This is a genomic window from Streptomyces sp. CA-243310, assembly GCF_050936775.1.
GTDB lineage: Bacteria > Actinomycetota > Actinomycetes > Streptomycetales > Streptomycetaceae > Streptomyces.
This window is the reverse complement of the sequence record NZ_JBNJMF010000002.1, coordinates 2857151-2882590: the sequence shown is the minus strand read 5'-3', so window position 1 is coordinate 2882590 and position 25440 is coordinate 2857151. Positions and strand designations below refer to the sequence as shown.

Sequence of the window (25440 nt, the reverse complement as noted above, 5' to 3'; positions counted from 1 at the left end):
GGACGCGCCGGCAGGGTCGCGGTGTGCGGGGACCTCGGGTGCGGGAGTGGTGGCGGGAGCTGGCCGGGCTGGTCCTGCCGGTGGACTGCGCCGGTTGCGGGGTCTCGCGCGTCCTGGTGTGTCCGGACTGCCTGGAGGCGCTCGGCGGGGCCGCGGCGGGTCGGGTACGGCCGTCGCCGGCGCCCCCGGGGCTGCCCGGGGTGCACGCGGGCGCGGTGTACGCGGACGCCGTCCGCGAGGTCGTGCTGGCCCACAAGGAGCGGGGAGCGCTGCCCCTGGCCGGCCCGCTCGGGACCGCCCTCGCGGCCGCCGTGCTGTCGCTGCCGGGCGGGTCCGGCCGCGGGGCGGCGGCGCCGGCGGGCGAGGTGGCCCTGGTGCCCGTGCCCTCCGGGCGGCACCGGACGCGGGCGCGCGGGCACGATCCCGCGCGCAGGATCGCGCTGGCCGCGTCGGCCGGTCTGCGCGGGAAGGGGGTTCCCGCGCGCGTGGTGCCCGTACTGGGGCTGCGCCGGCGGGTGGCGGACCAGACGGACCTCGGGGCGCGGGAACGCCGGGAGAACGTCGCCGGCGCCCTCGTGGCGGGTCCGGCCGGCGTGCGGTCGGCGGCCGGGGCGCGGATCGTGGTGGTGGACGACCTGATCACGACCGGGGCGACGCTCGCGGAGGCGGTCCGGGCACTGCGGGCGGGCGGTCTGCGGGTGGCGGGCGCCGCGGTGGTGGCGGCTCCTGCGGACTCCTTCGTTCCGGCGGAGTCTTTCGTTCGGATTCGGTCGACAACCCGTGTGGGACGAAAAACTTGCGAATAGTTCAGGAACTGCCGGGGAAGGCGCATCGTTGCAGGTAGTAAGAGGGAAGCACCACCTGAACGGAGGTAGGTTCCGGTAGCGGGTGCCGACAACCGGCATTGAGGGATATGTTCGGTTGTGAGGAACTGGCGATCCTTGGGCCCCATGCCATCGGAGCACCAGTCCGCCCGTTTTCGGGATCTTTTTGGGATCTTCGGTCAGAGGGTGTCCCTCTACTCCGAAGTCGGTGGGATGTAGATCTTGCCGATGGGGGAGGAGGAGGTGAAAGTCGCCAAGTCCGAGGCTCCGGTGAACACCGGGGTCTGGTGCGAAAGGGAGACGCTTCGCCCCAGGTGGCGGAGCTATCCGGGAACGGAGTTCTGCGTGGACATCGTCGTCAAGGGCCGCAAGACCGAAGTGCCCGAGCGGTTCCGCAAGCACGTGGCAGAGAAGCTGAATCCCGAGCGGATCCAGAAGCTCGACGCCAAGGTGATCAGCTTGGACGTCGAGGTGTCCAAGGAGCACAACCCGCGGCAGGCAGACCGTTCCGACCGCGTGGAGATCACCCTGCACTCGCGGGGCCCCGTCATTCGGGCGGAAGCCGCAGCCGCCGACGCGTACGCGGCGCTGGACCTGGCTCAGGACAAGCTGGAGGCCCGGCTGCGCAAGCAGCACGACAAGCGGTACACCCGCCGCGGCAACGGCCGGCTGTCCGCGGCCGAGGTCGCCGACGTCGTGCCGGGCGTCGCGCAGCTCGACGGCAACGGCGAACTCGTCGTGGACGAGGCGACCGACGGAGTGCCGACCACCAAGGTCGGACCCCTCGACGTGCAGGGCGAAGGCCCGCTGATCGTCCGGGAGAAGACCCACTCGGCCTCGCCGATGTCGCTGGACCAGGCTCTGTACGAGATGGAGCTGGTGGGTCACGACTTCTATCTGTTCGTCGACTCCGAGACCAAGCTGCCCAGCGTCGTCTACCGGCGCCACGCCTACGACTACGGCGTCATCCACGTCAACCCGGACGGTGCCTCCAGTGCGGAGGAGCCGCGTGGCGGCGCGGGTGGGTCGCTCGGCGGCTGAATCACTCGACCCTGCCCTCGTGGGACGCCGGCGGGCGTCCCGCGGGGGCACCCGTACGGCTCGTATGAGCCGGCCGGGTCCTCGTCGGGCCCCCTCCCGGTGCCGCGGGCATGGAATCATGTCGAGCAGTCAAGCGGCGGCCGACCCCGTCGGGTTGGACCGGCGGCTCAGCACATGCAGGGGGAGGAACGATGGCGGACAGCTTCGGGCCGGTGCGCGGTGACGACGGCGCGGGCTGTCGTGGGGCGGAGCGGGGCGCCCGCGGTGACGGAGTCGCCGGTTCCGGTGAATCCGGTGACGCGGCCCGGGAACCCATTCGGGTGCTCGTGGTGGACGACCACGCACTCTTCCGGCGCGGGCTGGAGATCGTCCTCGCGCAGGAGGAGGACATCCAGGTCGTCGGCGAGGCCGGTGACGGTGCGGAGGCGGTGGACAAGGCCGCCGACCTGTTGCCGGACATCGTGCTGATGGACGTGCGGATGCCCCGGCGCGGCGGGATCGAGGCGTGTACGTCGATCAAGGAGGTCGCCCCCTCCGCCAAGATCATCATGCTGACGATCAGCGACGAGGAGGCCGATCTCTACGACGCCATCAAGGCGGGCGCCACGGGATACCTCCTCAAGGAGATCTCCACGGACGAGGTGGCCACGGCCATTCGGGCCGTGGCGGACGGCCAGTCGCAGATCAGTCCCTCGATGGCGTCGAAGCTGCTGACCGAGTTCAAGTCGATGATCCAGCGGACGGACGAGCGGCGGCTCGTGCCGGCGCCGAGGCTGACGGACCGGGAGCTGGAGGTCCTGAAGCTGGTCGCCACGGGGATGAACAACCGCGACATCGCGAAGGAACTGTTCATCTCGGAGAACACCGTGAAGAACCACGTGCGGAACATCCTGGAGAAGCTGCAACTGCACTCCAGGATGGAGGCCGTGGTGTACGCGATGCGGGAGAAGATCCTGGAGATCCGCTAGCCGGTCGTTCCGCCGGCCGGTCGTGCGGGCGGGTCCCCGCGGGCCCGCCTCAAAGGGCGGCCAGTTCCGCCGTGACGGCCGCCGCTTCGGCCGGAGTGCCGGCGCGCTCGACGCGCACCGTGTCGCAGCCGACCCAGGAGGCCGCCTCGCGCAGTGCCTCGGCCATGGGACGGGCGGCCGAGGGATCGGTCAGGGAGAGCTGCCGAGCCACCAGCGCGGTGCCCTCCCGGGCGGGGTCCACCCGGCCCCGGAGCTGCCCGCCGGCCAGCAGCGGCATGGCGAAGTACCCGTGTATCCGCTTGGGTTTGGGTACGTACGCCTCCAGGCGGTGCGTGAACCCGAAGATCCGCTCGGTGCGCGGTCGGTCCCAGACCAGGGAGTCGAACGGCGAGAGCAGCGTCGTGCGGTGGCGACCCCGGGGCGTCGTCCCCAGCGCGGCCGGGTCGGCCCAGGCCGGCTTGGACCAGCCCGCCACCTCCACCGGTACCAGACCCGACTCCTCGACCACCGCGTCGAACTGGGCTCCCGCCAGGCGGTGGTAGTCCGCGATGTCCGCGCGGGTCCCGACGCCCAGCGACCGGCCGGCCAGCGCCACCAGCCGACGCAGGCACTCGTGGTCGTCGAGGTCGTCGTGGAGCAGGGCGTCCGGGACGGCCCGCTCGGGCAGGTCGTACACGCGTTTCCAGCCACGTCGCTCGGCGCAGACCACCTCGCCCGTGTCGAGCAGCCACTCCACGGCGATCTTGGTCTCGGACCACTCGAACCACTCGCCGCCGTTCTTGGCGCCGCCCAGTTCGGTGGAGGTGAGCGGGCCCTCGGCCCGGAGCCGGTCCAGCACCGTCCTGGTCGAGCGCTCCTTGTCCTCCAGGACGTGCCAGCGGTGGCCGCGCGCCCGCCGGGCGCGACGGCGGAACGCGAAGTGCGGCCACTCCTCGATCGGGAGGATGCAGGCGGCGTGCGACCAGTACTCGAAGGCGTGCCGGTCCGACCAGTAGGCCGCCTCCACGGCGGGCCGGCCGACCGCGCCCAGGCGCGCGTACGGGATCAGCTCGTGCGAACGCGCCAAGACGGAGATCGTGTCCAACTGCACCGCGCCCAGGTGGCGCAGGACGCCCCGGACACCGCCCCGGCGGTCGGGCGCGCCCAGGAAACCCTGCGCGCGCAGCGCGATCCGGCGGGCCTCGTCGGCGGAAAGGGACACGGTCGGCGGTGGCACGGTCGTCATGCCCGCACCCTAGGCGGTGCCACCGACATCACGGCCGCGCAGCCCTTCGGCCCCACGACCCCGCGCCCTCGGGCCGTCACGCCGAGGGCGACGGGAGGTAGGCGAGCGGCGACGGCAGGCCGAGGTCCCCGGGGAGCAGGGCGCCGATCCAGCAGTCCCGTACGGTGTCGCCCCTGACCAGGCCGGCGCGCAGGAGGCCCTCGAAGCGGAAACCGGCCTTCTCCGCGACGGCGCGCGAGCCCGCGTTGCCGACCTCGGCCCGCCACTCCAGGCGGGGCGCGCCCAATTCGGTGAAGGCCCAGCGGGCGACGGCGCCCAGGGCCTCGGTCATGTAGCCGTTGCCGCGGTGCTCCTTGGTCGCCCAGAAGCCGATCTCGTGGCCGTTCTCCCCGTCCACCACGCGCACGTGCACGCCGATGGCCGCGACGAGCGGGCCGTCCGCGCCGAGGCGCACGGCGAAGCCGTACCCGCTGCCCTCGCGCCAGCCCGTCGGGCAGATCTCGCCCACGAAGGTGTCGGCGTGCACCCGCTCGTACGGCGAGGGGACGAGGGTCCACCGCTGTACGTCGGGGTCCTGGGCGGCCGCGAAGACCTCGTCGGCGTCGGCGGGGACGAAGGGACGCAGGTGCAGGCGCGCGGTGGTCAGTGTCGTGGGCTCCATGAACGGATTCTGGTCCGGGTGCGATCGACAGGCCAACAGTTTTCGTCGACACCGGCACCTTCGGTGCCCCCCGTACGTTCTCATTCCGGGCACCCGTGCCCCACGGATAGTGCGGACCTCCCGACGCGACCGTGTCCTCGCTTACGATGGCCGTTGCGGTGGGGCCCACCCTCCGTGCCCGCGCACGAACCAGTGCCAGGCCCGACCGGCAAGGAGACAAACCTCGGTGTCCGTCTTCAACAAGCTCATGCGTGCAGGCGAAGGCAAGATCCTGCGCAAACTGCACCGCATCGCGGACCAGGTCAACTCCATCGAAGAGGACTTCGTCAACCTCTCCGACGCCGAGTTGCGGGCCCTCACGGACGAGTACAAGCAGCGGTACCAGGACGGCGAGAGCCTGGACGACCTGCTGCCCGAGGCCTTCGCGACCACGCGCGAGGCCGCCAAGCGCGTCCTCGGTCAGCGGCACTACGACGTCCAGATCATGGGCGGCGCGGCGCTGCACCTCGGCTACGTCGCCGAGATGAAGACCGGTGAGGGCAAGACCCTGGTCGGCACCCTTCCCGCGTACCTGAACGCGCTGTCCGGCAAGGGCGTCCACCTGATCACGGTGAACGACTACCTCGCCGAGCGCGACTCGGAGCTGATGGGCCGGGTGCACAAGTTCCTCGGCCTCGACGTCGGCTGCATCCTGGCGAACATGTCGCCGGCCCAGCGCCGCGAGCAGTACAGCGCCGACATCACCTACGGCACGAACAACGAGTTCGGCTTCGACTACCTGCGCGACAACATGGCGTGGTCGCAGGACGAGCTGGTCCAGCGCGGCCACAACTTCGCCGTGGTCGACGAGGTCGACTCCATCCTCGTCGACGAGGCCCGTACGCCGCTGATCATCTCCGGCCCGGCCGACCAGGCGACGAAGTGGTACGCCGACTTCGCGAAGCTCGTCACCCGCCTCACCAAGGGCGAGGCGGGTCAGCCCCTCAAGGGCATCGAGGAGACCGGCGACTACGAGGTCGACGAGAAGAAGCGCACGGTCGCCATCCACGAGGCCGGTGTCGCGAAGGTCGAGGACTGGCTCGGCATCGAGAACCTCTACGAGTCGGTGAACACCCCGCTCGTCGGCTACCTGAACAACGCCATCAAGGCCAAGGAACTCTTCAAGAACGACAAGGACTACGTCGTCATCGACGGCGAAGTCATGATCGTCGACGAGCACACGGGCCGCATTCTCGCCGGTCGCCGCTACAACGAGGGCATGCACCAGGCGATCGAGGCGAAGGAAGGGGTGGACATCAAGGACGAGAACCAGACCCTCGCCACGATCACCCTGCAGAACTTCTTCCGCCTCTACTCGAAGCTGTCGGGCATGACCGGTACGGCCATGACCGAGGCCGCCGAGTTCCACCAGATCTACAAGCTCGGTGTCGTCCCGATCCCGACCAACCGCGACATGGTCCGCAAGGACCAGGCGGACCTGATCTACCGCACCGAGGTCGCGAAGTTCGCCGCCGTCGTCGACGACATCGCGGAGAAGCACGAGAAGGGCCAGCCGATCCTCGTCGGCACGACGTCGGTCGAGAAGTCCGAGTACCTCTCGCAGCAGCTCTCCAAGCGCGGCATCCCGCACGAGGTGCTGAACGCCAAGCAGCACGAGCGCGAGGCCTCGATCGTCGCGCAGGCCGGTCGCCGCGGCGCCGTCACCGTCGCCACGAACATGGCCGGTCGCGGTACCGACATCAAGCTCGGCGGCAACCCGGACGACCTCGCCGAGGCCGAGCTGCGCCAGCGCGGGCTCGACCCGGAGGAGCACATCGAGGAGTGGGCGCACGCCTTGCCCGAGGCGCTCACCCGCGCGGAAGCGGCCGTGAAGGCCGAGTTCGAGGAGGTCAAGGACCTCGGCGGGCTGTACGTCCTGGGCACCGAGCGGCACGAGTCGCGCCGCATCGACAACCAGCTGCGCGGTCGTTCCGGCCGTCAGGGCGACCCGGGCGAGTCCCGCTTCTACCTGTCGCTGGGCGACGACCTGATGCGCCTGTTCAAGGCGCAGATGGTCGAGCGGGTCATGGCGATGGCCAACGTGCCGGACGACGTCCCGATCGAGAACAAGATGGTGACGCGCGCCATCGCGTCGGCCCAGTCGCAGGTCGAGACCCAGAACTTCGAGACGCGCAAGAACGTCCTGAAGTACGACGAGGTCCTCAACAGCCAGCGCGAGGTCATCTACAGCGAGCGCCGTCGCGTCCTCGAGGGCGAGGACCTGCAGGAGCAGGTGCGCTTCATGATGGACGACACCATCGACGCGTACATCGCGGCCGAGACGGTCGAGGGCTTCGCCGAGGAATGGGACCTGGAGCGGCTGTGGGGCGCCTTCCGGCAGCTCTACCCGGTGAAGGTCACCGTCGAGGAGCTGGAGGAGGCCGCCGGGGACCGCGCCGGCATCACCGCCGAGTTCATCGCCGAGTCCGTCAAGGACGACATCCACGAGCAGTACGAGACGCGCGAGAAGACGCTCGGCTCCGACATCATGCGTGAGCTGGAGCGGCGCGTGGTGCTGTCCGTCCTGGACCGCAAGTGGCGTGAGCACCTGTACGAGATGGACTACCTGCAGGAGGGCATCGGCCTGCGCGCGATGGCCCAGAAGGACCCGCTGGTCGAGTACCAGCGCGAGGGCTTCGACATGTTCAACGCCATGCAGGAAGGCATCAAGGAGGAGTCCGTCGGCTACCTGTTCAACCTGGAGGTCCAGGTCGAGCAGCAGGTCGAGGAGCTTCCCGTGCAGGACGCCGGCCCGTCCCTGGCCAAGCCGGAGATCCGGGCCAAGGGCCTGGACGCGCCGCAGCGGCCGGACCGGCTGCACTTCTCCGCCCCGTCGGTGGACGGGGAGGGCGGGGTCGTCGAGGGCGACTTCGAGAGCGAGGGCGGCGGTGACGGCGACGGCATGACGCGGGCGGAGCGGCGCAAGGCGCAGAAGGCCGCCGGCGGTCGGCGGCGCAAGAAGTAGCCCCGCCGGGCCGGTGGCCTGCCGGCCTGTTGGCCCGGCGGCCCGTCGGCCCGTCGGCCCGTCGGCCCGTCGGGATGAGTGGCCTCGCCGGGGTCGGACACCGTTGTACGGGTGTCCGGCCCCGGCGGTGTTGTGTCCGGGGGCGGGGCGTGCGGGGGCCGGTGCGGGGGCCGTGCGGCGCCGTTGCGCGGAGCGGCCCCGGCTGCGCCGGGCTTTCGGGGCTCCGCCCCGGACCCCGCGCCTCAAACGCCGGCGAGGCTGGAAATGGCGCCGGGCGGGACTGGATGTGGCGCCGGGCGGGACTGGAAATAGCGCCGGGCGGGGCTGGAAATGGCGCAGGGCGGGGCTGGATGTGGCGCCGGGCGGGGCTGGATGTGGCCGGGGTTCGGGGTCAGGGGCGGGGGCCTTGGATTTCGATTGCCGCGCAGCGCCAGCGGAGGTCCGGGCCCTGTTCCAGGCGGAAGGCCATGGCCGAGACGCGGTCGCCGGTGGCGATGCGGGCGAAGGCCTCGATGACCCCGGGGCCGGGGTGGAAGCGGCCGCAGTGGCGCAGGACCGGGAGGAGCCGGTCGCGGAGGGGGCCCGCGGGGGCCAGGGTGACGAGTTGCTCGTACGCCGGGCCGACGGTGTGGCCCAACAGCGAGTGGACGGGACGACGGCCGCTGAGGACCGCCAGGAGGCGTTCGGCGAACCAGTCGTGCGGGCCCCGCGCCGTGCGGGGGCGCCCGGGGTGGCGCTGGTCGTGGCGGCCGGGAGGGCGGGTGGTGGTCCTCGTCCTGGTCATGGTGGTCGTCCCCGGGGAGTGCGGGCCCGGCACCTGCGGTACCGGGCGGTAACTTGGTCGGGTCACTTGTACGGGCCGCCGAACACGCTCCGCAACGGGTCCCGGCGCTCGCCCCGGACCCCGGCCGTCTTCACCTATCCGGGTGGGCGACCCGGGGCCGCCGCCCCGTCACCGGGCCTCCCGAGGGCGCCGGGTGGACGCGCCGCGCCCCGCCCCCGCCACCCCGAAGGGGGACCGCCGCCGTCACCGGACGCGGTGGCGCGACCGTCCTGGGCACCCGTTGTGAGGGGGCAGCGGTGAACGGGCGGTCCGGTCGTATCCTGAGGGCGTTCCCGACTACCGAAAGCAGCCGGCCATGCGCGTGTACGTCCCCCTGACCGTCCCCGGGCTCGCCGAGGTGCACGAGGCGGGCGAGCTGGGTCCCGCCCCGCTGCGCGCCTACGCGGTCACCCCCGGCCTGCGTGAGTGGTACGTGTCCGACGACATCGAGGAGCTGGAGTACGCGGCCCTCGGCCGCGCCGCCCTCGCCTCCCTGCGGATGATCGCCGCCGACGCGGACGCCCCCCGCAGGCGGGTCGTCGTGGCCTTCGACGTCGACGACCGGGCCGCCACCGTCGCGCCCGGGAACGACGAGGCCGCCCTCGGGCAGGTGTCGCTGGGGAGCTCCGTACGGCTCTCCGTGGCCGCTGCCGTGCACGTGGACGCCGATGGCGCGCTGGAGGACGTCACGGCCGCCGTCGGGGCCGTCGAGGCGGCCGACGCGGGCGACGACGACGCACTGTCGCTGGTGGACGGCGCCGAGGACCACGAGCTGCTGTGGTTCGGGGTGCAGGAGATTCCGGGGTTGCTGAAGTGAGCGACGTGAGCGCGACGACGCGTCGTGGTCCGCACCTCGTGTGGGACTGGAACGGGACGCTGCTCCACGACATCGACGCCGTGATCCTCGCGACCAACGCCTCCTTCGCGGAGTTCGGCTTCGCGCCGATCACCCTGGAGACGTACCGCGAGCTGTACGTGGTGCCGGTCCCGAAGTTCTACGAGCGACTGATGGGCAGGATGCCCACCGAGGCGGAGTGGCTCGTCATGGACGAGACCTTCCACCGGCACTACTGGTCCTCCGCCGAGACCGCCGGGCTCGCCGAGGGCGCCCTGGAACTGCTCCGGGGCTGGCAGGGAGCCGGGTCGACGCAGTCCCTGCTGTCCCTCGCGCCCCACGACAAGCTGGTGCCGCTGGTCCGGACGCACGGCATAGACACGCACTTCCTCCGCGTCGACGGGCGCACGGGACCCTCGCACACCACCAAGGCGGGCCATCTCGTACGCCATATGGCCGCCATGGAGGCGGCGGGTGTGACGGCCGACCGTACGGTCCTCATCGGAGACGCCGTGGACGACGCCCTCGCGGCCGCCCACGTGGGCGCGCGGGCCGTGCTGTACACCGGGGGCTCGCACAGCCGCAGCAGCCTCGAATCAGCCGGCGTGCCCGTCGTGGACACACTGGCCGAGGCCGTCGCCACAGCTCGCGAGATGGCCGAATAAACACGTGACACGGGAGTCGGACGGCGGCGTGCACGTGTGGCGGAGCGCGTCGCTGTCCAGAGTGTCAAAGTTCCACCCCCGGATTTGTACACATACAGCTCATGACGAGCACGGGGTGGGTGGGGATAGCCTGGTACCCGTGATCAGCGCGATAGTCCTCGGGGGCACTGAAGCCCCCGGCACGCGCCCGGCGCACGAACGTGCCCGGGCCTTCGCTGATCTCCGCTGCCGGAACCACGTGCCGATCTTGGCCGATTCGCTTCCGGTGGCCTTTCTCGACGACATGGCGTCGATCCCGAACGGACATCCCGCCTCGCGGCCCGCGTCGTGCCGCCGCCATGTCATTCCTTCCTTCACCTACGTCACGCAATGGCGCGCGACAGGAGCAAGAGGACATGCAGACCAAGCTGGACGAAGCAAAGGCCGAGCTGCTTTCACGGGCGGCCCGGGTAGCTGAGAACAGCCCGGCCGGGGGGCTACTTCCGTCTGGGTCCGAGCAAGGGGAGCGGCCCGACCGGGGCACGACGCTGTCCTACCTCCAGCGCTACTACCTGCACACCGCGCCGGAGGACCTCGCCGACCGGGACCCGGTCGACGTGTTCGGCGCGGCGCTCTCGCACTACCGGCTCGCGGAGAAGCGCCCCCAGGGCACCGCGAACGTCCGCGTGCACACGCCCACGGTCGAGGAGAACGGCTGGACCTCCAGCCACTCGGTCGTCGAGGTGGTCACCGACGACATGCCGTTCCTCGTGGACAGCGTCACCAACGAGCTGTCCCGCCAGGGACGCGGCATCCACGTCGTGATCCACCCGCAGGTCGTCGTGCGGCGTGACGTCACCGGCAAGCTGATCGAGATCCTCGGCCCCGACTGCGACGCGCACGGACCCAAGACCGACCGCCCCCACGACTCCCTCGTGGAGTCCTGGATCCACGTCGAGATCGACCGCGAGACCGACCGGGCGGACCTCAAGCAGATCACCGCCGACCTGCTGCGCGTCCTGTCCGACGTCCGCGAGTCCGTCGAGGACTGGGAGAAGATGCGCGACGCGGCCCTGCGCATCGCGGAGGAACTCCCGAACGAGCCCACCGCGCCCGACCTGCGCGAATACGAGCTCGAAGAGGCCCGCGAGCTGCTGCGCTGGCTCGCCGACGACCACTTCACCTTCCTCGGCTACCGCGAGTACAACCTGGTCGACGGGGACTCCCTCTCCGCCGTGGCCGGCACCGGCCTCGGCATCCTGCGCTCCGACCCGCTGCACAGCGGCAAGGAGGACGGCCACCCCGTCTCGCCGTCCTTCAACCGGCTGCCGGCCGACGCGCGCGCCAAGGCCCGCGAGCACCGCCTGCTCGTCCTCACCAAGGCCAACAGCCGCTCCACCGTGCACCGCCCCTCGTACCTCGACTACGTCGGCGTGAAGAAGTTCGACGCCGACGGCAACGTCGTCGGCGAGCGCCGGTTCCTCGGCCTGTTCTCCTCCGCCGCGTACACCGAGTCCGTGCGCCGGGTCCCCGTCATCCGACGCAAGGTCGTCGAGGTCCTCGACGGAGCCGGCTTCGCGCCGTCCAGCCACGACGGGCGCGACCTGCTCCAGATCCTGGAGACCTACCCGCGCGACGAGCTGTTCCAGACGCCCGTCGACCAGCTCCGGGCCATCGTCACCTCCGTCCTGTACCTCCAGGAGCGCCGCCGGCTGCGGCTGTACCTGCGCCAGGACGAGTACGGGCGCTACTACTCCGCGCTCGTCTACCTGCCGCGCGACCGGTACACCACCGGCGTGCGGCTGCGCCTGATCGACATCCTCAAGGAGGAGCTCGACGGCACCAGCGTCGACTTCACCGCCTGGAACACCGAATCGATCCTCTCCCGCATCCACTTCGTCGTCCGCGTCCCGCAGGGCAAGGAACTGCCCGTCCTGACCGACGCCGACGTGGACCGCATCGAGGCCCGCCTGGTCGAGGCGGCCCGCTCCTGGGCCGACGGCTTCGGCGAGGCGCTCATCGCGGAGACCGGCGAGGAGCGCGCCGCCGAACTGCTGCGCCGCTACGGGGGCTCCTTCCCCGAGGGCTACAAGGCCGACCACTCGCCGCGCTCCGCCGTCGCCGACCTGGTCCGCCTGGAGCGCCTGTCCGCCGGGGACAGCGACTTCGACCTCTCGCTGTACGAGCCCGTCGGCGCGGGCCCCGGCGAACGCCGTTTCAAGATCTACCGCCAGGGCGAGCAGGTCTCCCTGTCCGCGGTGCTGCCGGTCCTCCAGCGCCTCGGCGTCGAGGTCACCGACGAGCGGCCGTACGAGCTGCGGTGCAGCGACCGGACGAACGCGTGGATCTACGACTTCGGCCTGCGGATGCCCGTCCACTCCGGGAACGGCGACGCCCACCTCGGCGACGACGCCCGCGAGCGCTTCCAGGACGCCTTCGCGGCGGTCTGGCAGGGCGAGGCGGAGAACGACAACTTCAACACCCTGGTGCTCAGCGCCGGGCTGACCTGGCGGCAGGCCGTGGTGCTGCGCGCGTACGCGAAGTACCTGCGCCAGGCCGTCTCGCCCTTCAGCCAGGACTACATGGAGGACACCCTCCGCAACAACGTCCACACCACCCGGCTGCTGGTCTCGCTGTTCGAGGCCCGGATGTCGCCCGGCCGCCAGGCCGCGGGCACCGAGCTGATCGACGCGATGCTGGAGGAACTCGACGGGGCCCTGGACCAGGTCGCCTCCCTCGACGAGGACCGCATCCTGCGCTCGTTCCTCACCCTCATCAAGGCGACGCTGCGCACGAACTTCTTCCAGTTGAACGACGCGGGCGAGCAGCACGCCTACGTGTCGATGAAGTTCGACCCGCAGGCCATCCCGGACCTGCCGGCGCCCCGTCCGGCGTTCGAGATCTGGGTGTACTCCCCGCGAGTCGAGGGCGTCCACCTGCGCTTCGGCAAGGTCGCCCGAGGCGGCCTGCGCTGGTCCGACCGGCGTGAGGACTTCCGTACGGAGGTCCTCGGCCTGGTCAAGGCGCAGATGGTCAAGAACACCGTGATCGTGCCGGTCGGCGCCAAGGGCGGCTTCGTCGCCAAGAACCTGCCCGACCCGTCGGTGGACCGCGACGCGTGGCTCGCCGAGGGCATCGCCTCGTACAAGATCTTCATCTCGGCGCTGCTCGACATCACCGACAACATGGTCGCCGGCGAGGTCGTGCCGCCCAAGGGCGTGGTCCGCCACGACGAGGACGACACCTACCTCGTCGTCGCCGCGGACAAGGGCACCGCGACCTTCTCCGACATCGCCAACGGGGTCGCCGAGGCCTACGGCTTCTGGCTGGGCGACGCCTTCGCCTCGGGCGGCTCGGCCGGCTACGACCACAAGGGCATGGGCATCACCGCCCGCGGCGCCTGGGAGTCCGTGAAGCGGCACTTCCGCGAGCTGGGGCACGACACCCAGACCCAGGACTTCACGGTCGTCGGCGTCGGTGACATGTCCGGTGACGTGTTCGGCAACGGGATGCTGCTCTCCGAGCACATCCGCCTGGTCGCCGCCTTCGACCACCGGCACATCTTCATCGACCCGAACCCGGACGCGGCCGTCTCCTACGCCGAGCGCCGGCGCCTGTTCGACCTGCCGCGGTCCTCGTGGGCCGACTACAAGACCGAGCTGCTGTCCGCGGGCGGCGGCATCCACCCCCGCACCGCCAAGGCCATCCCGGTCAACGCGCAGGTCCGCGCGGCCCTCGGCATCGAGGCGGGCATCACCAAGATGACCCCGGCCGACCTGATGCAGGCCATCCTCCAGGCCCCCGTGGACCTGCTGTGGAACGGCGGCATCGGCACGTACGTCAAGGCGACCGCCGAGACGCACGCCGACGTCGGCGACAAGGCCAACGACGCGATCCGCGTCAACGGTTCGGACGTCCGCGCGCAGGTCATCGGCGAGGGCGGCAACCTGGGTCTGACCCAGCTCGGCCGCATCGAGTTCGCCCGCACCGGAGCCGGCGGCGAGGGCGGCAAGATCAACACCGACGCCATCGACAACAGCGCCGGCGTGGACACCTCCGACCACGAGGTGAACATCAAGATCCTGCTGAACGCGGTCGTCACGGACGGCGACATGACCGTCAAGCAGCGCAACAAGCTGCTGGCCGAGATGACCGACGAGGTCGGCCGCCTGGTGCTGCGCAACAACTACGCGCAGAACACCGCCCTGGCCAACGGCGCCGCCCAGGCGCCCAGCCTGCTCCACGCCCAGCAGCGCTTCATGCGCCGCCTGGAGCGGGACGGGCTGCTCAACCGCGGGCTGGAGTTCCTGCCCACGGACCGGCAGATCCGCGAGCTGCTGAGCAACGGCAAGGGGCTGACCCAGCCCGAGCTGGCCGTCCTCTTCGCCTACACGAAGATCACGGTCGCGGACGAGCTGATCGCCACCGGGCTGCCGGACGACCCGTACCTGCGCCGACTGCTCCACGCGTACTTCCCGGGCGCCCTGCTCGCGAAGTTCCCGGAGCAGATCGACGCGCACGCGCTGCGCCGGGAGATCATCACCACGCTGCTGGTCAACGACACCGTCAACACCGGTGGTTCGACCTTCCTGCACCGTCTGCGGGAGGAGACCGGCGCGTCCACGGAGGAGATCGTCCGGGCGCAGCTCTCGGCCCGCGAGATCTTCGGCATGGCCGGGGTGTGGGACGACGTCGAGGCCCTCGACAACAAGGTCGCCGCCGACGTCCAGACCCGGGTGCGGCTGCACTCGCGGCGCCTGGTCGAGCGCGGTACCCGTTGGCTGCTGAACAACCGGCCGCAGCCGCTGGAGATCACCGAGACCATCGAGCTGTTCCGCGAGCGGGTGGCGCGGGTCTGGGACGAGCTGCCGAGGCTGGTGCGCGGCGCGGACCTGGAGTGGTACCGGTCGATCATGGACGAGCTGGTCGGTGAGGGTGTGCCGGAGGAGCTGGCGGCGAAGGTGGCCGGCTTCTCGTCCGCCTTCCCGACGCTCGACATCGTCGCCATCGCGGACCGTACGGGCGTCGACCCGCTGGACGTCGCGGAGGTCTACTACGACCTCGCGGACCGGCTGGACATCACCCAGCTGATGGACCGGATCATCGAGCTGCCGCGGTCCGACCGCTGGCAGTCGATGGCCCGCGCCTCCATCCGCGAGGACCTGTTCGCGGCGCACGCGGCCCTGACCGCCGACGTGTTGGCGGTGGGCAACGGCGAGTCGACTCCCGAGGAGCGCTTCAAGGCGTGGGAGGAGAAGAACGCGGCGATCATCGGGCGTGCGCGGACGACCCTGGAGGAGATCCGGGGCTCGGACGACTTCGACCTGGCGAACCTGTCCGTCGCGATGCGGACCATGCGCTCCCTGCTGCGGACGCACGTCTAGACGCATGCGTGAAAGGGGCGCCCGGACCGGTTCTCACCGGCCCGGGCGCCCCTTCGGCGTCGGTGCGCCCGCTTCCGGCGCCGGGGTGGGATCACTTCGTCCGGGTGAAGGCCTCGTACGCGTCGCAGACCTCGGCGGACGGGCCGTCCATGCGCAGCACGCCCGATTCCAGCCAGATGGCCCGGTCGCAGGTGGCGCGGATCGTGCCGATGCCGTGGCTGACGAGGAAGACGGTGCCGGCGCGCTCGCGCAGTTCCTCGATGCGGGCCTGACTGCGGCGCTGGAACCCGGCGTCTCCGGTGGCCAGGGCCTCGTCGATCATCAGCACGTCGTGGTCCTTGGCGGCGGCGATGGAGAACCGCAGCCGGGCGCCCATGCCGGAGGAGTAGGTGCGCATCGGCAGGGAGATGAAGTCGTCCCGTTCGTTGATCCCGGAGAAGTCGACGATGTCCTGGTAGCACTCGCGGATCCGCCGGCGGGTCATGCCCATCGCGAGGCCGCCGAGGATGACGTTCCGTTCGCCGGTCAGGTCGTTCATCAGGGCGGCGTTCACCCCGAGCAGGGAGGGCTGCCCGTGGGAGTAGACGGCGCCGCTCGTCACGGGCTGGAGGCCGGCGATGGCCTTGAGCAGGGTGGACTTTCCCGAGCCGTTGGTGCCGATGAGGCCGATGGCCTCCCCCCGGTACGCGGTGAAGTTGACACCCCGGACGGCGTGCACCTCTCGGACGGCGGGGACGGGCCGGCGGGAGAGGAGCCGGCCGAGGGCGGCGCTCGCGCCGCCCTTGGGGCCGGCGGCGCCGTGGACCTTGTAGACGACGTGGACGTCGTCGGCGATGACGGTCGGGACGCGGGTGTCGGGAGCAGGGGCTCCGGGGGTGGGGGTGGTGCTGGTCGGGATCGAGAGGTCAGCCACGGCCGTACTCCTCCTCTGCCTTCCAGAAGTAGACGAACCCGCCGACGCCGGCGAGCAGGGCCCAGCCGATCGCGAGGGGCCAGACGTGGGGCGGGAGCGACGCGGCCTTGAAGCCGTCGATCAGGGCGAAGCGCACGAGGTCGATGTAGAGGGCGGCGGGGTTGAGTTTCAGGGCCGTCTCGATCCAGTGCGGCAGGTCGTCCTTGCCGAGCATCTGGTCGATGGACCACATCACGCCCGAGGAGTACATCCACGTGCGCAGGACGAACGGCATCAGCTGGCTGACGTCCGGGTTCTTGGCGCCGACGCGGGCCATGACCAGGGCGCAGCCGGTGCAGAAGACGGCCATCAGGACGAGGGCGGGCACGGCCAGGAGCCAGGCCGGGCCGGGGGTCTGCCCGAAGGCCAGGAGCAGCACGACCAGCGCGCCCATGGTGACGAGGAGCTGCTGGAAGAGCTGGACGACGGTGGAGACGGGCAGGCTCGCGCGCGGGAAGTGCAGGGCGCGGACCAGGCCGAGGTTGCCGTGCACGGCGCGGGTGCCGGCGTTGACGGAACTTCCGATGAAGTCCCAGACGAAGACGCCGGTGAGCAGGAACGGCACGTAGTCGGGCACGCCGTGGCGGGCCTTCATCACGATGCCGAAGACGAGGTAGTAGACGGCCGCGTTCAGCAGGGGGGTCACGAGGTGCCAGACCTGCCCGAGTCGGGCCGTGCTGTACGTGGCGTGCATCCGGGCGGTGGCGTGGGCCGTCACGAAGTGGCGCCGACCCCAGAGCTGCGCGACGTAGCGGGGGAGGGAGGGGCGGGCGCCGCTCACGGTCAGGCCGTGGGCCGCCGCCAGCTCCGCCGGCGAGGGGGCGTGGTGGGTCACGGGGGTCGAGGTCACGGGGGTCGCTTTCGACGGGGCGCGCTGTCCACGGGGTGCGCTTTCGACGGGGTGCGCTTTCGAAGGGTCGGACTCGGGCGACAACGGAACGGGCCCGTATCGTCGCTACGGCGAGGTTAGGGCGCTGGACGTCGGAACGCAACCGTATCGTCGTGACGTGTGGGTGCCGGTGTGCGCGGCTATGCTCTCCGCATGACCACCGAGCCCGCCGCCGCCCCCGCCCGCCGGGCCCCCGCCGGGGCCGCCGTACTGCGCGAGGACGTGACCGAGGCGATCCGGGCGGCCGTGCTGGCGGAACTCGCGTCGGTCGGCTTCGCCCGGATGTCCATCGAGGCCGTCGCCCGCCGGGCCGGCGTCGGCAAGACCGCCGTCTACCGGCGGTGGAAGTCCAAGCTGCACCTGGTCCTGGACCTCGTCGGGGCCTTCGCCGGCGACGGGCTGCCCGCGCCGGCGACGGGCTCGCTGTACGGCGACGTACGAGCCCTGCTGGAGGTCATGTCCCACCTGCTGAGCCACCCGGTCGCCTCCGCCGTGATCCCCGACCTGCTCGTCGAGGCGGCACGGAACCCGGAGCTCGCGGACGCCGTGCGCGGAGCCCTCCTCGAAGGGGAGCGGCGGATGGCCGAGGGGATCGTCTCCGAGGCCGTCGCACGGGGCGAACTGGCCGCCGGAACCGACCCGTCGAGGGCCCTCGACCTGGCGATCGGGCCGCTGTACTGGCGCCAGGTCGTCGTACGCGAACCCGTGGCGGGACCGTACCTCGACGCACTGGCCCGCTCGGTCGTCGCCGGCCTCACCGCCTAGCCTCCGTCGCCCCTACGGCCACGGGCCCGCCACGAGGTGGGCCGGCGCGGATTCCGGGGGCGGTGCGGGAGCCGCCGGGGCGGGCCGGCGGTCCTCCGGGGGGCGCGATCGGCGGGGTCGGTGCGCACCGGCCCGGGAAGACGCGGCGCACGACCCGCTCGGCGGCGTGGCCGGCGTCGTGGGAGCGGAAGCGCGAGCGGACGGCCGCCCTCGGTCGGGCCGACCGGGCGCCCCGCCAGTGGCCGGTCGCGAAGATGTCCACCCGCTCGTCCTCGGTGCGGGCGATGGCGCCCGGCGGACAGGCCCGCAGGTCGATGTACGTGCCGCGCGCGGCCTCGTACGCCTCCCCGTCCTCGGCGTGGATCACGATCGGCCGCCCCGGCGCCCTGCCCGCCCGCCACCCGCGCCGACGCTCGCACCGGTCCGGTGATCGCGCACCGGTCACTTGATCGCCCCGGCCATCACCCCCGAGACGAACTGCCGCTGGAAGGCGAAGAAGACCACCAGCGGCACCAGCATCGACAGGAACGCGCCGGGCGCCAGCACGTCGATGTTGTTCCCGAACTGGCGCACCTGCTGCTGGAGCGCCACCGTGATCGGCGGGTTCGCCGAGTCCGCGAAGACCAGCGCCACCAGCATGTCGTTCCACACCCACAGGAACTGGAAGATCCCGAGCGAGGCGATGGCCGGACCGCCGAGCGGCAGCACCACCCGCGCGAACAGCCGCAGTTCACCCGCCCCGTCGAGACGGGCCGCCTCCAACAGCTCGCGCGGGATCTCCGCGAAGAAGTTCCGCAACAGGAACACCGCGAACGGCAGCCCGAAGGCCGTGTGGAACAGCACCACCCCCGCCGTCGTCTCGAACAGGCCGATGGAACCGAAGAGTTCCGACACCGGGATCAGGGCCACCTGGACGGGCACCACCAACAGCCCCACCACGATCAGGAACAACCAGTCCCGGCCCGGGAACTCCAGCCAGGCGAAGGCGTATCCGGCGAACGCGCCCAACACGAGGACGAGCAGCGTCGCAGGAACGGCGATGGCGACGGTGCTCAGCAGCGAGCCGGTGATCGTGTCGTCGGCCAACAGCCGCTGGTAGTTGTCGGCGGTCAGCCGCGACGGCGCGCTCAGCGCCTGCCACCAGCCGCCCTCGTTGAGGCCGGTCGGGGAGAGGAAGGAGGAGATCAGCAGCCCGAGGGTGGGCACCAGCCAGAACAGGCCGGCGAGGATCAGGAAGACCCGCAGCACCCCGCCGGCCGCGCGGGAGGCGAGGGACTGTGCGCTCATCGGCGGGCCTCCCGGCGCATCCGGCGAATGTTGTAGAGCATCACCGGCACCACCAGCACCAACAGCAGCACGGCGATGGCGCTGCCCAGCCCCGGGTCGGCGTTCGTGCCGAAAGAGGTGCGGTACAGCTGGAACGCGAGCACGTTCGCGTCGTCCTGGACCGCGCCCGGCGCGATCACGAAGACCAGGTCGAAGACCTTCATCACGTTGATGACCAGCGTGACCAGGACCACCGCCAGGACGGGCGCCAACAGCGGCACGGTGATCCGCCGGAACACCTGCCACTCGCTCGCCCCGTCCACCCGCGCCGCCTCCAGCAGCTCACGCGGTACGGACGCCAACCCGGCCCCGATCAACACCATCGCGAAACCGGCCCACATCCACACGTACGCGCCGATGATCGCCGGGGTCACCAGCGCCGGACCCAGCCACTGGACCCCCGCGTACGCCTCCCGGAAGTTCGAGGCGGGCAGCCGCAGCAGCGCCCCGTCGGCCCGCTCGGACAGGGTGAACGTGCCATCGGCGCGGGCCGACGCCGAGTCGACCACCGCGCCGTCCTTCACCGCCTCGATCCGCATCCCCGCGAACGCCGACTCGGTCGGGTCCACCGCGTTCGTCCGACCGCCCCCGCCCCGGGTGAAGTCCTGCCAGGCGGTGCCGGTGACCTTGCCGGGCTCGGCGGCGGCGGGCCGCGCGGCACGGGTGCCCTCGGGCAGCGCCTCCGGGGCCACGCCGACCAGCGGGAGCAGCGCGGGCACGCCCGCCCGTACGGGATCACGCGTCACGTACCCGCCCCCGTCGGCCGGTGCCAGCGGGGAGTCCCGGCCCGGGCGGGCCTTCGGGAACGCCGAGGCCTCCGCGAAGGTGTCGTGCACCCCCACCCACACCGCGTTGGCCACGCCCCGGTCGGGATCGTGGTCGTACACGAGCCGGAAGATGATGCCCGCCGCCAGCATCGAGATCGCCATCGGCATGAACACGAGCAGCTTGAACGCCGTCCCCCAGCGGACCCGTTCGGTGAGCACCGCGAAGATCAGCCCGAGGGCGGTCGCGGTCGTGGGGGCCAGCACCACCCAGATCGCGGTGTTCTTCAGGGCGGTGCGGATCGTGTCGTCGTTCAGGATCTCCCGGTAGTTGCCGCCGCCCACGAAGGTGTCGCCGGAGCGGTCGAAGAAACTGCGGTAGACCGAATAGCCGATCGGGTGCACGACGAGCGCGCCGAGCAGCAGCAGGGCCGGGAGGAGGAACGCCGCCGCGATCAGCCGGCGGCGTCGGGCTTCCGCGGAACCCCTGCGCCCGGTGCCGCCCGGGGCGGCGACGGCCCCGGCCGCGGTGGCGACTTTGGTGGCCACCGGTCAGTTCCCGTACGCCTTGGCCGCGTCACTCTCCAGTTTGGCCTGGGCGCCCGCCACGTCCGCCGGGTTCGCCAGGAAGTCCTGGAGGTGCTTCCACTCGCCCGCGCCCGGGGTGCCGCCGAAGGCCGCCGGAGCCTGGTCCGACAGGTCGAAGCGGAAGTCGTCGCCGGCCGCGATCAGCGCCTTCGCGATGTCCCGCTGGATGGCGTTCGGGTAGGCGGCCGGGTTCACCGACTTGTTCGGGGAGACGAAACCGCCCTCGCGGGCCTGGATCTCCGCGGCGTCCGCCGAGGCCAGGAACGTCAACAGCGCCTGCGCGCCCTTCGAGGGCTTCAACGCGACCGCCACGTCACCACCCGAGACCACCGGGGCCTTGTCGCCGACCGCCGGGAAGGGGAACACCAGGGCGTCCTCGCCGACCTTCGCCTCGGTCTGCGCGATGTTCACCGCCACGAAGTCGCCCTCGAAGACCATCGCCGCCGCCGGCCGGTCGCCACCGGTGAAGGTCTGCGTCACCGACTTCGGGAACTCCGTGGACAGGGCCCCGCTCGGTCCGCCCGCCAGGAAGTCCTTGCGGCCGAACAGCTCGCCGAGGGTCGTCAGCGCCCGCTTGACGCTGTCGTCCGTCCACTTGATCTCGTGCTTCGCCAGCTTGTCGTACATGTCCGGGCCGGCCTGGGAGAGGTAGACGTTCTCGAACCAGTCCGTCAGCGTCCAGCCGTCCGCACCGGCCACCGACACCGCCGGGGTGCCGGAGGCGGACAGCGTGTCGGCCGCCGTCAGCAGGTCCTTCCAGGTCTTCGGGGGCTGCACGCCCGCCGCCTCGAAGGCCTTGGCGTTGTACCAGATCAGCGACTTGTTGGCCGCCTTGTAATACACGCCGTACTGGGCGCCGTCGACCGCTCCGAGCTTCTTCCACCCGTTCGAGTAGTTCTTGTCCAGCTGGGCCTTGGCCTCCGGACCCACCGGCTGCGCCCACTTCTTCTCCACCGCGGACACCAGCGCTCCGACCTGCGGGAGCAGGGCCACGTCCGGCGGGGCGCCGCCCGCGATCTTCGTACCGAGGAAGGTGACGATCGGGTCCTGCGCCGGGACGAACGTCACCGTGGCGCCGGTCCGCTTCTCGAACTCCTTCAACACCTTCGTGAAGTTGGCCTGTTCCGGACCCGTCCAGACCGCCGCGACCTCCAGCTTCTCCCCGGCCAGCCGAGGTAATTCCACCCGGGGCCCGGTCGGCGCCTCGCCGGACGACGGCGTCTCTTCCTTCTTGTCCGCGCCGCCGCACCCGGTGAGGGCGAGCGCGCCCGCCGCGATCAACGCGGCCCACGCGCGGCTCCTCGTACGGCTTCTGAGGTACTTCCTGCGGCTCTTCGTGCGGCTGGTTCCCTGCTGACTGCGCATGGTTCTGCCCCCGATGCCCGTCCGGCGCTGATGGTGTGTCCCGTGCCACAAGGTCTACGCCGACCCGCGCACCCCCGCAATACCGCGTCGGGGCGTGCGAGGGCCGGGAACCGGCGTGCGCCGGCGGCCGGAAGGGCCCGCCGCGCGCGGTGCCGGCGGGGCGGACGGGTGCCTACGGGGCGGCCGGGAACCGCACCGGCGTCGCCGAGACCAGGCGCGACGCCCGCTCCAGGGCGCTGGCCAACAGCGCCAGGTCGGTGGGCCCGTTGCCCAGCTCGCGGACCGGGCGCCGGGCCGGCGGATCACCCATACGCTCCCACTCCACCGGGACCACGGTCGGCCTCGACGTCGCCGTCCGCGGGATCCGACCGGTGACCCGGCCGCCCTGGAACGGAACCACCCGACCGTCCGCGTACCGGAGCACACCGCGTCCGGGACCGGGCTGGTCCGGGGCGTCCAGCTCGACCCGCAGCCGGGCGAGGCGGGACAGTTCGGTGTCGGCCGTGCGGTCCGGGCGGGCGGTGGTGGCGACCAGGTGCACCCCGAGCCGGGCACCCTCGCGGGCCACCCCCTCCAGGATCCGGACCACCGAACCGGCGGCGGGACGCCCCGTGCTGCCGAGTCCCGGCGCGACCAGCGCGTCGAAGTCGTCGACCAGCAGCACCAGTCGGGGCAGCGGCCCCGGACCGGACACCGGATCGGTACGGGCGGCGGCGGAACGCAGCCGCAGGGTCCCCGAACGCTGCGAGTCGAGGTCGCCGCTCAGCTCGCCGGGAGTGGGCCGGCGGGGCGCGACCATCCGGTCGGACACCTCCCGCCGGGCGTGCCACTCGCTGAACGGCACCCCGTCCAACAACTCGTGCCGGCGCTTCAGCTCGGCGCCCAGCGCCTGCGCGAACTCCCGCATCCGCAGTGGGTCCGAGGCCACGAGATGCGCCGAGACGTGCGGCAACTCGGTGCAGGGCAGCAGCCCGTCACCCCGCTCGCCGCCGGCGCCGTCGAGCAGGACGAGCCCCAGCCGGTCGGGGCGGGCCGCGGCGGCGAGGGAGGCGGCCACCGAGCGCAGCAGCTCGGTCCGGCCGCTGCCGGCGGGCCCCTCGATCAACAGGTGGGGGCCGTCGTGGACCAGCTCGGCCCCGACCGCACCGCGCCGGCCGGTACCGAGCACCACCTCGGCGAGCCCGCCGACACCCTGGCCCTGCTCCGTGCCGGCCGCCCACCGGGCCATCAGGGACGCCGGGGTGGCCCGCGCCAGACCCAGCTCGTCCAGGAGCCGCGCCGTCTGCGGCAACGAGGCGGTCGCCGGCCGCTGGGCCTCGGTGGCCGTGGACTCCGCGCGCAACGGGGCGAGGGCGCGGGCGAACCGCTCCGCCCACGCCGCGGACACGGCGTCGGCCACGGCGGTCGTGCCGGGCGGGACGGGTCTGCCGCCGACGACCGCGAAGGTCCGTACGGCGGTGGCGACATCACCGCTGAGCAGGGCGACCGCCCCGCAGTCCCGGAACGCGGGGGAGCCCGAGCAGGCCGTCTCGTACGTGTCGGAGACCGGGCTCGCCGGCGTCGCGGCCGGTGCCTCCGCGAGGGCCAGTACATGGATTCCGGCGGCGGGCCCGTGCGAGGCCAGACGTCCGGTGACGTCGCGCAGCGGCCCCGCGCCGGGGTCGCCGTCCAGGACGAGGAGCGTGTACGGGCCCTCGTACGTGCTCGCGACCCGGCGCACCGCGTCCGGCCCGGCGGTCGCCCAACCGGCGCCGAGCGGACTCTCGTCGAGCCGGCGGGTCAGCTCGCCGGCGCGGGCGACGGCCTGATCGCGGTCGAACGCGAGGAGCAGCCGGCAGTCCTGGCCGTGGGCGGGGCGCACGTGCGGGAGCCAGCCGAGCCAGCCCCAGTCGGCGCGCCGCTCCTGGAGGCCCCGGCCGCGACCCGCGCAGACCAGCACGATCTCCAGCCGGCCCGGCGCGTGCAGTCCGGCGAGTTGGGCGATCACGGACCGGGCCACGCCGGTGAGGCGGGCCCGCGGACCGGCGATTCCCAGCGCCCCGGCCTCGCGGAGTTCGACCCGGCTGCCGGCGCCGAGACCGACGTCGAGGGCGCCCGGCGGGCGGGACCAGAGCCGCCCCGTGGGCCCGAGGGCGGCGAGGAGCAGGGTGGCGGGGTCGTCGGCGGAGGGGCGCGCGGTCGGCGCCGGCTCGGCCTCGGCGGCCGGCTCGGCGATGTCCTCGCCCCGCACCCACTTGCGCGCCCACGCCCCGATCCCGCGCCGCCGGGGTTCGAACGCGGGGGTGGCGCCCTGCCCACCGCCGGTCGCGTCGGAGTCGGAGTCGGGGAGATCGGGTGTGTGCCCGGGGCCGGGGAACGGGGCCGGGTGGTGGTCCGGGTGGCGGGCCGGCGTCCGCGCCCCCGCGTACGGAGTGCTCACACCGTCCGGGCCCGCGCCGTCGGGGCCGATCCCGATCCCGGCGTCGGTCCCGGTGCCGGGACCGCCCGCGACGCCCGAGGTTCCCGGCAGGGACAGGTGACCCTCCAGGTCCGGCACCACGGGCAGCGCCGGCGCCGTGCCCCGGGCCGCCAGCCGGAGGGTCGATTCGCCGATCCGCAGCAATGCTCCTGGCACCAGTGGCACCGTCCGCCCTCCGACGGGGGCGCCGTCCAGGGTCGTGCCGTTCGTGGAGCCGAGGTCGGCGACGGCCACCCGCCCGTCCGACATCACCGTCACCGCGCAGTGCAGCCGCGACACGTCGGGGTCGTCCAGCGGCACGTCCGCGTCGGCCGAGCGTCCGATCCGTACCGCCCCGGGGTGCAGCAGGTGCACCCCGCCCGCGTCCGGACCGGCGACCACGTGGAGCTGGGGGGCGGCCGGTCCGTCCTCGGGCAGCGCGGGCAACCCGTCCGGAGCGGGCGCGTGCAGGACCAGGACGGCCCCGTCCACCAGGGGGGGCTCGCCCAGGATCCGCCGCTGGAGGTCGAGCCGCTCCGTACCGGCGTACAGCACGACGGTGCCCCCGGTGTCGGGTCCGCCCACGGTCGCCGCGAGGCCGGAGGCGACGGCGGCCAGCGCGGTCCCGAGGGGCGCGGTGACGAGCACGTCGCAGCCGACGGGCGCGCCGGAGGTCTGGTGGCCGCTGCGCGACCCGAGGACGGTCAGCCGGATCTGCATCGCCGTCAGCGGTCCCTTCTGCGCGGTGCGCAGTGCACGGTGCGTGCGCCCGGCAGGGGAACGGCGGGACGTGCCGGCCCGATGACCCCCCACCCGGCACGGACGCGTCGTCCGGTCAGGTATGCCGGAAGGAGGGGCTCCCGTCCCCGCCGTTCCGTACGGGTGCATCCTCGCACCTGTCGCGGACAACACGCCCGGCACCCGGCAACAAATGATCTTGATCGA

Annotated in this window: 17 protein-coding genes and 1 pseudogene; 8 read left to right on the top strand and 10 right to left on the bottom strand. The window is 72.2% G+C overall.

All coding sequences use genetic code 11. From position 1 onward, the window contains the following. Window positions 1–23 precede the first annotated feature (23 nt). From ACQEVM_RS30595 to ACQEVM_RS30585, 3 genes are all read left to right on the top strand, one after another. Window positions 24–806 carry a ComF family protein gene (locus ACQEVM_RS30595; RefSeq protein WP_433084329.1) on the top strand — a complete coding sequence of 261 codons (783 nt, stop codon included), beginning with the start codon at window positions 24–26 and terminating at the stop codon, window positions 804–806. 363 nt (window positions 807–1169) lie between these two features. Next, window positions 1170–1865: a ribosome hibernation-promoting factor, HPF/YfiA family gene (gene hpf / locus ACQEVM_RS30590; protein WP_433084327.1), complete on the top strand. Its 696-nt coding sequence runs from the start codon at window positions 1170–1172 to the stop codon at window positions 1863–1865. A gap of 191 nt (window positions 1866–2056) precedes the next feature. Then, the gene (locus tag ACQEVM_RS30585) at window positions 2057–2833 is read left to right on the top strand and encodes a response regulator (protein ID WP_433084325.1); all 777 of its coding nucleotides are present in this window, start codon (window positions 2057–2059) and stop codon (window positions 2831–2833) included. A gap of 49 nt (window positions 2834–2882) precedes the next feature. Here the strand turns inward: ACQEVM_RS30585 and ACQEVM_RS30580 are convergent, their stop codons facing one another. Beyond that, a complete protein-coding gene (locus ACQEVM_RS30580) occupies window positions 2883–4058 on the bottom strand; it encodes a winged helix-turn-helix domain-containing protein (protein ID WP_433084323.1) in 1176 nt (391 codons plus the stop codon). Between the two features lie 76 nt (window positions 4059–4134). Continuing rightward, window positions 4135–4719, bottom strand: coding sequence for a GNAT family N-acetyltransferase (locus ACQEVM_RS30575; protein ID WP_433084321.1), 585 nt, complete (start codon window positions 4717–4719; stop codon window positions 4135–4137). A gap of 226 nt (window positions 4720–4945) precedes the next feature. Between ACQEVM_RS30575 and secA the strand changes: the two genes are divergently transcribed. Beyond that, a complete protein-coding gene (gene secA, locus ACQEVM_RS30570; protein WP_433084319.1) occupies window positions 4946–7723 on the top strand; it encodes a preprotein translocase subunit SecA in 2778 nt (925 codons plus the stop codon). A gap of 391 nt (window positions 7724–8114) precedes the next feature. On the opposite strand, the gene ACQEVM_RS30565 is transcribed toward secA, so the two are convergent. Further along, on the bottom strand, window positions 8115–8507 hold the full coding sequence (locus ACQEVM_RS30565) for an Rv3235 family protein (protein ID WP_053679423.1): 393 nt from the start codon (window positions 8505–8507) through the stop codon (window positions 8115–8117). A gap of 355 nt (window positions 8508–8862) precedes the next feature. On the opposite strand from ACQEVM_RS30565, the gene ACQEVM_RS30560 reads away from it, so the two are divergent. From ACQEVM_RS30560 to ACQEVM_RS30550, 3 genes are all read left to right on the top strand, one after another. Continuing rightward, window positions 8863–9363 (top strand): DUF6912 family protein, encoded by a 501-nt coding sequence (locus ACQEVM_RS30560; RefSeq protein WP_433084317.1) that lies wholly within the window; start codon window positions 8863–8865, stop codon window positions 9361–9363. Window positions 9364–9368: 5 nt separating this feature from the next. Then, window positions 9369–10046, top strand: a complete 678-nt coding sequence (locus ACQEVM_RS30555) for an HAD family hydrolase (RefSeq protein ID WP_433084315.1) — start codon at window positions 9369–9371, stop codon at window positions 10044–10046. A 395-nt stretch (window positions 10047–10441) separates the two neighbouring features. After that, window positions 10442–15409 carry an NAD-glutamate dehydrogenase gene (locus ACQEVM_RS30550; RefSeq protein ID WP_433084313.1) on the top strand — a complete coding sequence of 1656 codons (4968 nt, stop codon included), beginning with the start codon at window positions 10442–10444 and terminating at the stop codon, window positions 15407–15409. Between the two features lie 91 nt (window positions 15410–15500). Here the strand turns inward: ACQEVM_RS30550 and ACQEVM_RS30545 are convergent, their stop codons facing one another. Then, the gene (locus ACQEVM_RS30545) at window positions 15501–16307 is read right to left on the bottom strand and encodes an ABC transporter ATP-binding protein (protein WP_433085483.1); all 807 of its coding nucleotides are present in this window, start codon (window positions 16305–16307) and stop codon (window positions 15501–15503) included. A 7-nt stretch (window positions 16308–16314) separates the two neighbouring features. Continuing rightward, window positions 16315–17211: an ABC transporter permease gene (locus ACQEVM_RS30540; protein ID WP_433084311.1), complete on the bottom strand. Its 897-nt coding sequence runs from the start codon at window positions 17209–17211 to the stop codon at window positions 16315–16317. A 192-nt stretch (window positions 17212–17403) separates the two neighbouring features. Here ACQEVM_RS30540 and ACQEVM_RS30535 point away from each other — a divergent pair, with 192 nt between their 5' ends. Continuing rightward, the gene (locus tag ACQEVM_RS30535) at window positions 17404–18015 is read left to right on the top strand and encodes a TetR/AcrR family transcriptional regulator (RefSeq protein WP_433084309.1); all 612 of its coding nucleotides are present in this window, start codon (window positions 17404–17406) and stop codon (window positions 18013–18015) included. Between the two features lie 12 nt (window positions 18016–18027). On the opposite strand, the pseudogene ACQEVM_RS30530 reads toward ACQEVM_RS30535, so the two are convergent. The 5 genes and pseudogenes from ACQEVM_RS30530 to ACQEVM_RS30510 all read right to left on the bottom strand — a co-directional run. Further along, window positions 18028–18391 (bottom strand): annotated as a pseudogene (locus ACQEVM_RS30530) (CDP-glycerol glycerophosphotransferase family protein); the annotation flags it as partial. Window positions 18392–18456: 65 nt separating this feature from the next. Continuing rightward, complete coding sequence (locus tag ACQEVM_RS30525; protein WP_433084307.1) at window positions 18457–19302, bottom strand: carbohydrate ABC transporter permease; 846 nt, start codon at window positions 19300–19302, stop codon at window positions 18457–18459. Further along, a complete protein-coding gene (locus ACQEVM_RS30520; protein ID WP_433084305.1) occupies window positions 19299–20654 on the bottom strand; it encodes a carbohydrate ABC transporter permease in 1356 nt (451 codons plus the stop codon). Before ACQEVM_RS30520 ends, ACQEVM_RS30525 begins: the two co-directional genes overlap by 4 nt. A gap of 3 nt (window positions 20655–20657) precedes the next feature. Further along, on the bottom strand, window positions 20658–22058 hold the full coding sequence (locus ACQEVM_RS30515) for an ABC transporter substrate-binding protein (protein WP_433084302.1): 1401 nt from the start codon (window positions 22056–22058) through the stop codon (window positions 20658–20660). A 172-nt stretch (window positions 22059–22230) separates the two neighbouring features. After that, complete coding sequence (locus ACQEVM_RS30510) at window positions 22231–25215, bottom strand: FHA domain-containing protein (protein WP_433084300.1); 2985 nt, start codon at window positions 25213–25215, stop codon at window positions 22231–22233. Window positions 25216–25440: the final 225 nt, after the last annotated feature.

Bases quoted from the DNA above. Each gene is read 5' to 3' on its own strand.
- ACQEVM_RS30560 (WP_433084317.1), top strand. From the start codon at position 8,863: ATGCGCGTGTACGTCCCCCTGACCGTCCCCGGGCTCGCCGAGGTGCAC.
- ACQEVM_RS30565 (WP_053679423.1), bottom strand. From the start codon at position 8,507: ATGACCAGGACGAGGACCACCACCCGCCCTCCCGGCCGCCACGACCAG.
- ACQEVM_RS30510 (WP_433084300.1), bottom strand. From the start codon at position 25,215: ATGCAGATCCGGCTGACCGTCCTCGGGTCGCGCAGCGGCCACCAGACC.
- ACQEVM_RS30525 (WP_433084307.1), bottom strand. From the start codon at position 19,302: ATGAGCGCACAGTCCCTCGCCTCCCGCGCGGCCGGCGGGGTGCTGCGG.
- ACQEVM_RS30575 (WP_433084321.1), bottom strand. From the start codon at position 4,719: ATGGAGCCCACGACACTGACCACCGCGCGCCTGCACCTGCGTCCCTTC.
- ACQEVM_RS30580 (WP_433084323.1), bottom strand. From the start codon at position 4,058: ATGACGACCGTGCCACCGCCGACCGTGTCCCTTTCCGCCGACGAGGCC.
- ACQEVM_RS30535 (WP_433084309.1), top strand. From the start codon at position 17,404: ATGACCACCGAGCCCGCCGCCGCCCCCGCCCGCCGGGCCCCCGCCGGG.
- ACQEVM_RS30550 (WP_433084313.1), top strand. From the start codon at position 10,442: ATGCAGACCAAGCTGGACGAAGCAAAGGCCGAGCTGCTTTCACGGGCG.
- ACQEVM_RS30585 (WP_433084325.1), top strand. From the start codon at position 2,057: ATGGCGGACAGCTTCGGGCCGGTGCGCGGTGACGACGGCGCGGGCTGT.
- ACQEVM_RS30515 (WP_433084302.1), bottom strand. From the start codon at position 22,058: ATGCGCAGTCAGCAGGGAACCAGCCGCACGAAGAGCCGCAGGAAGTAC.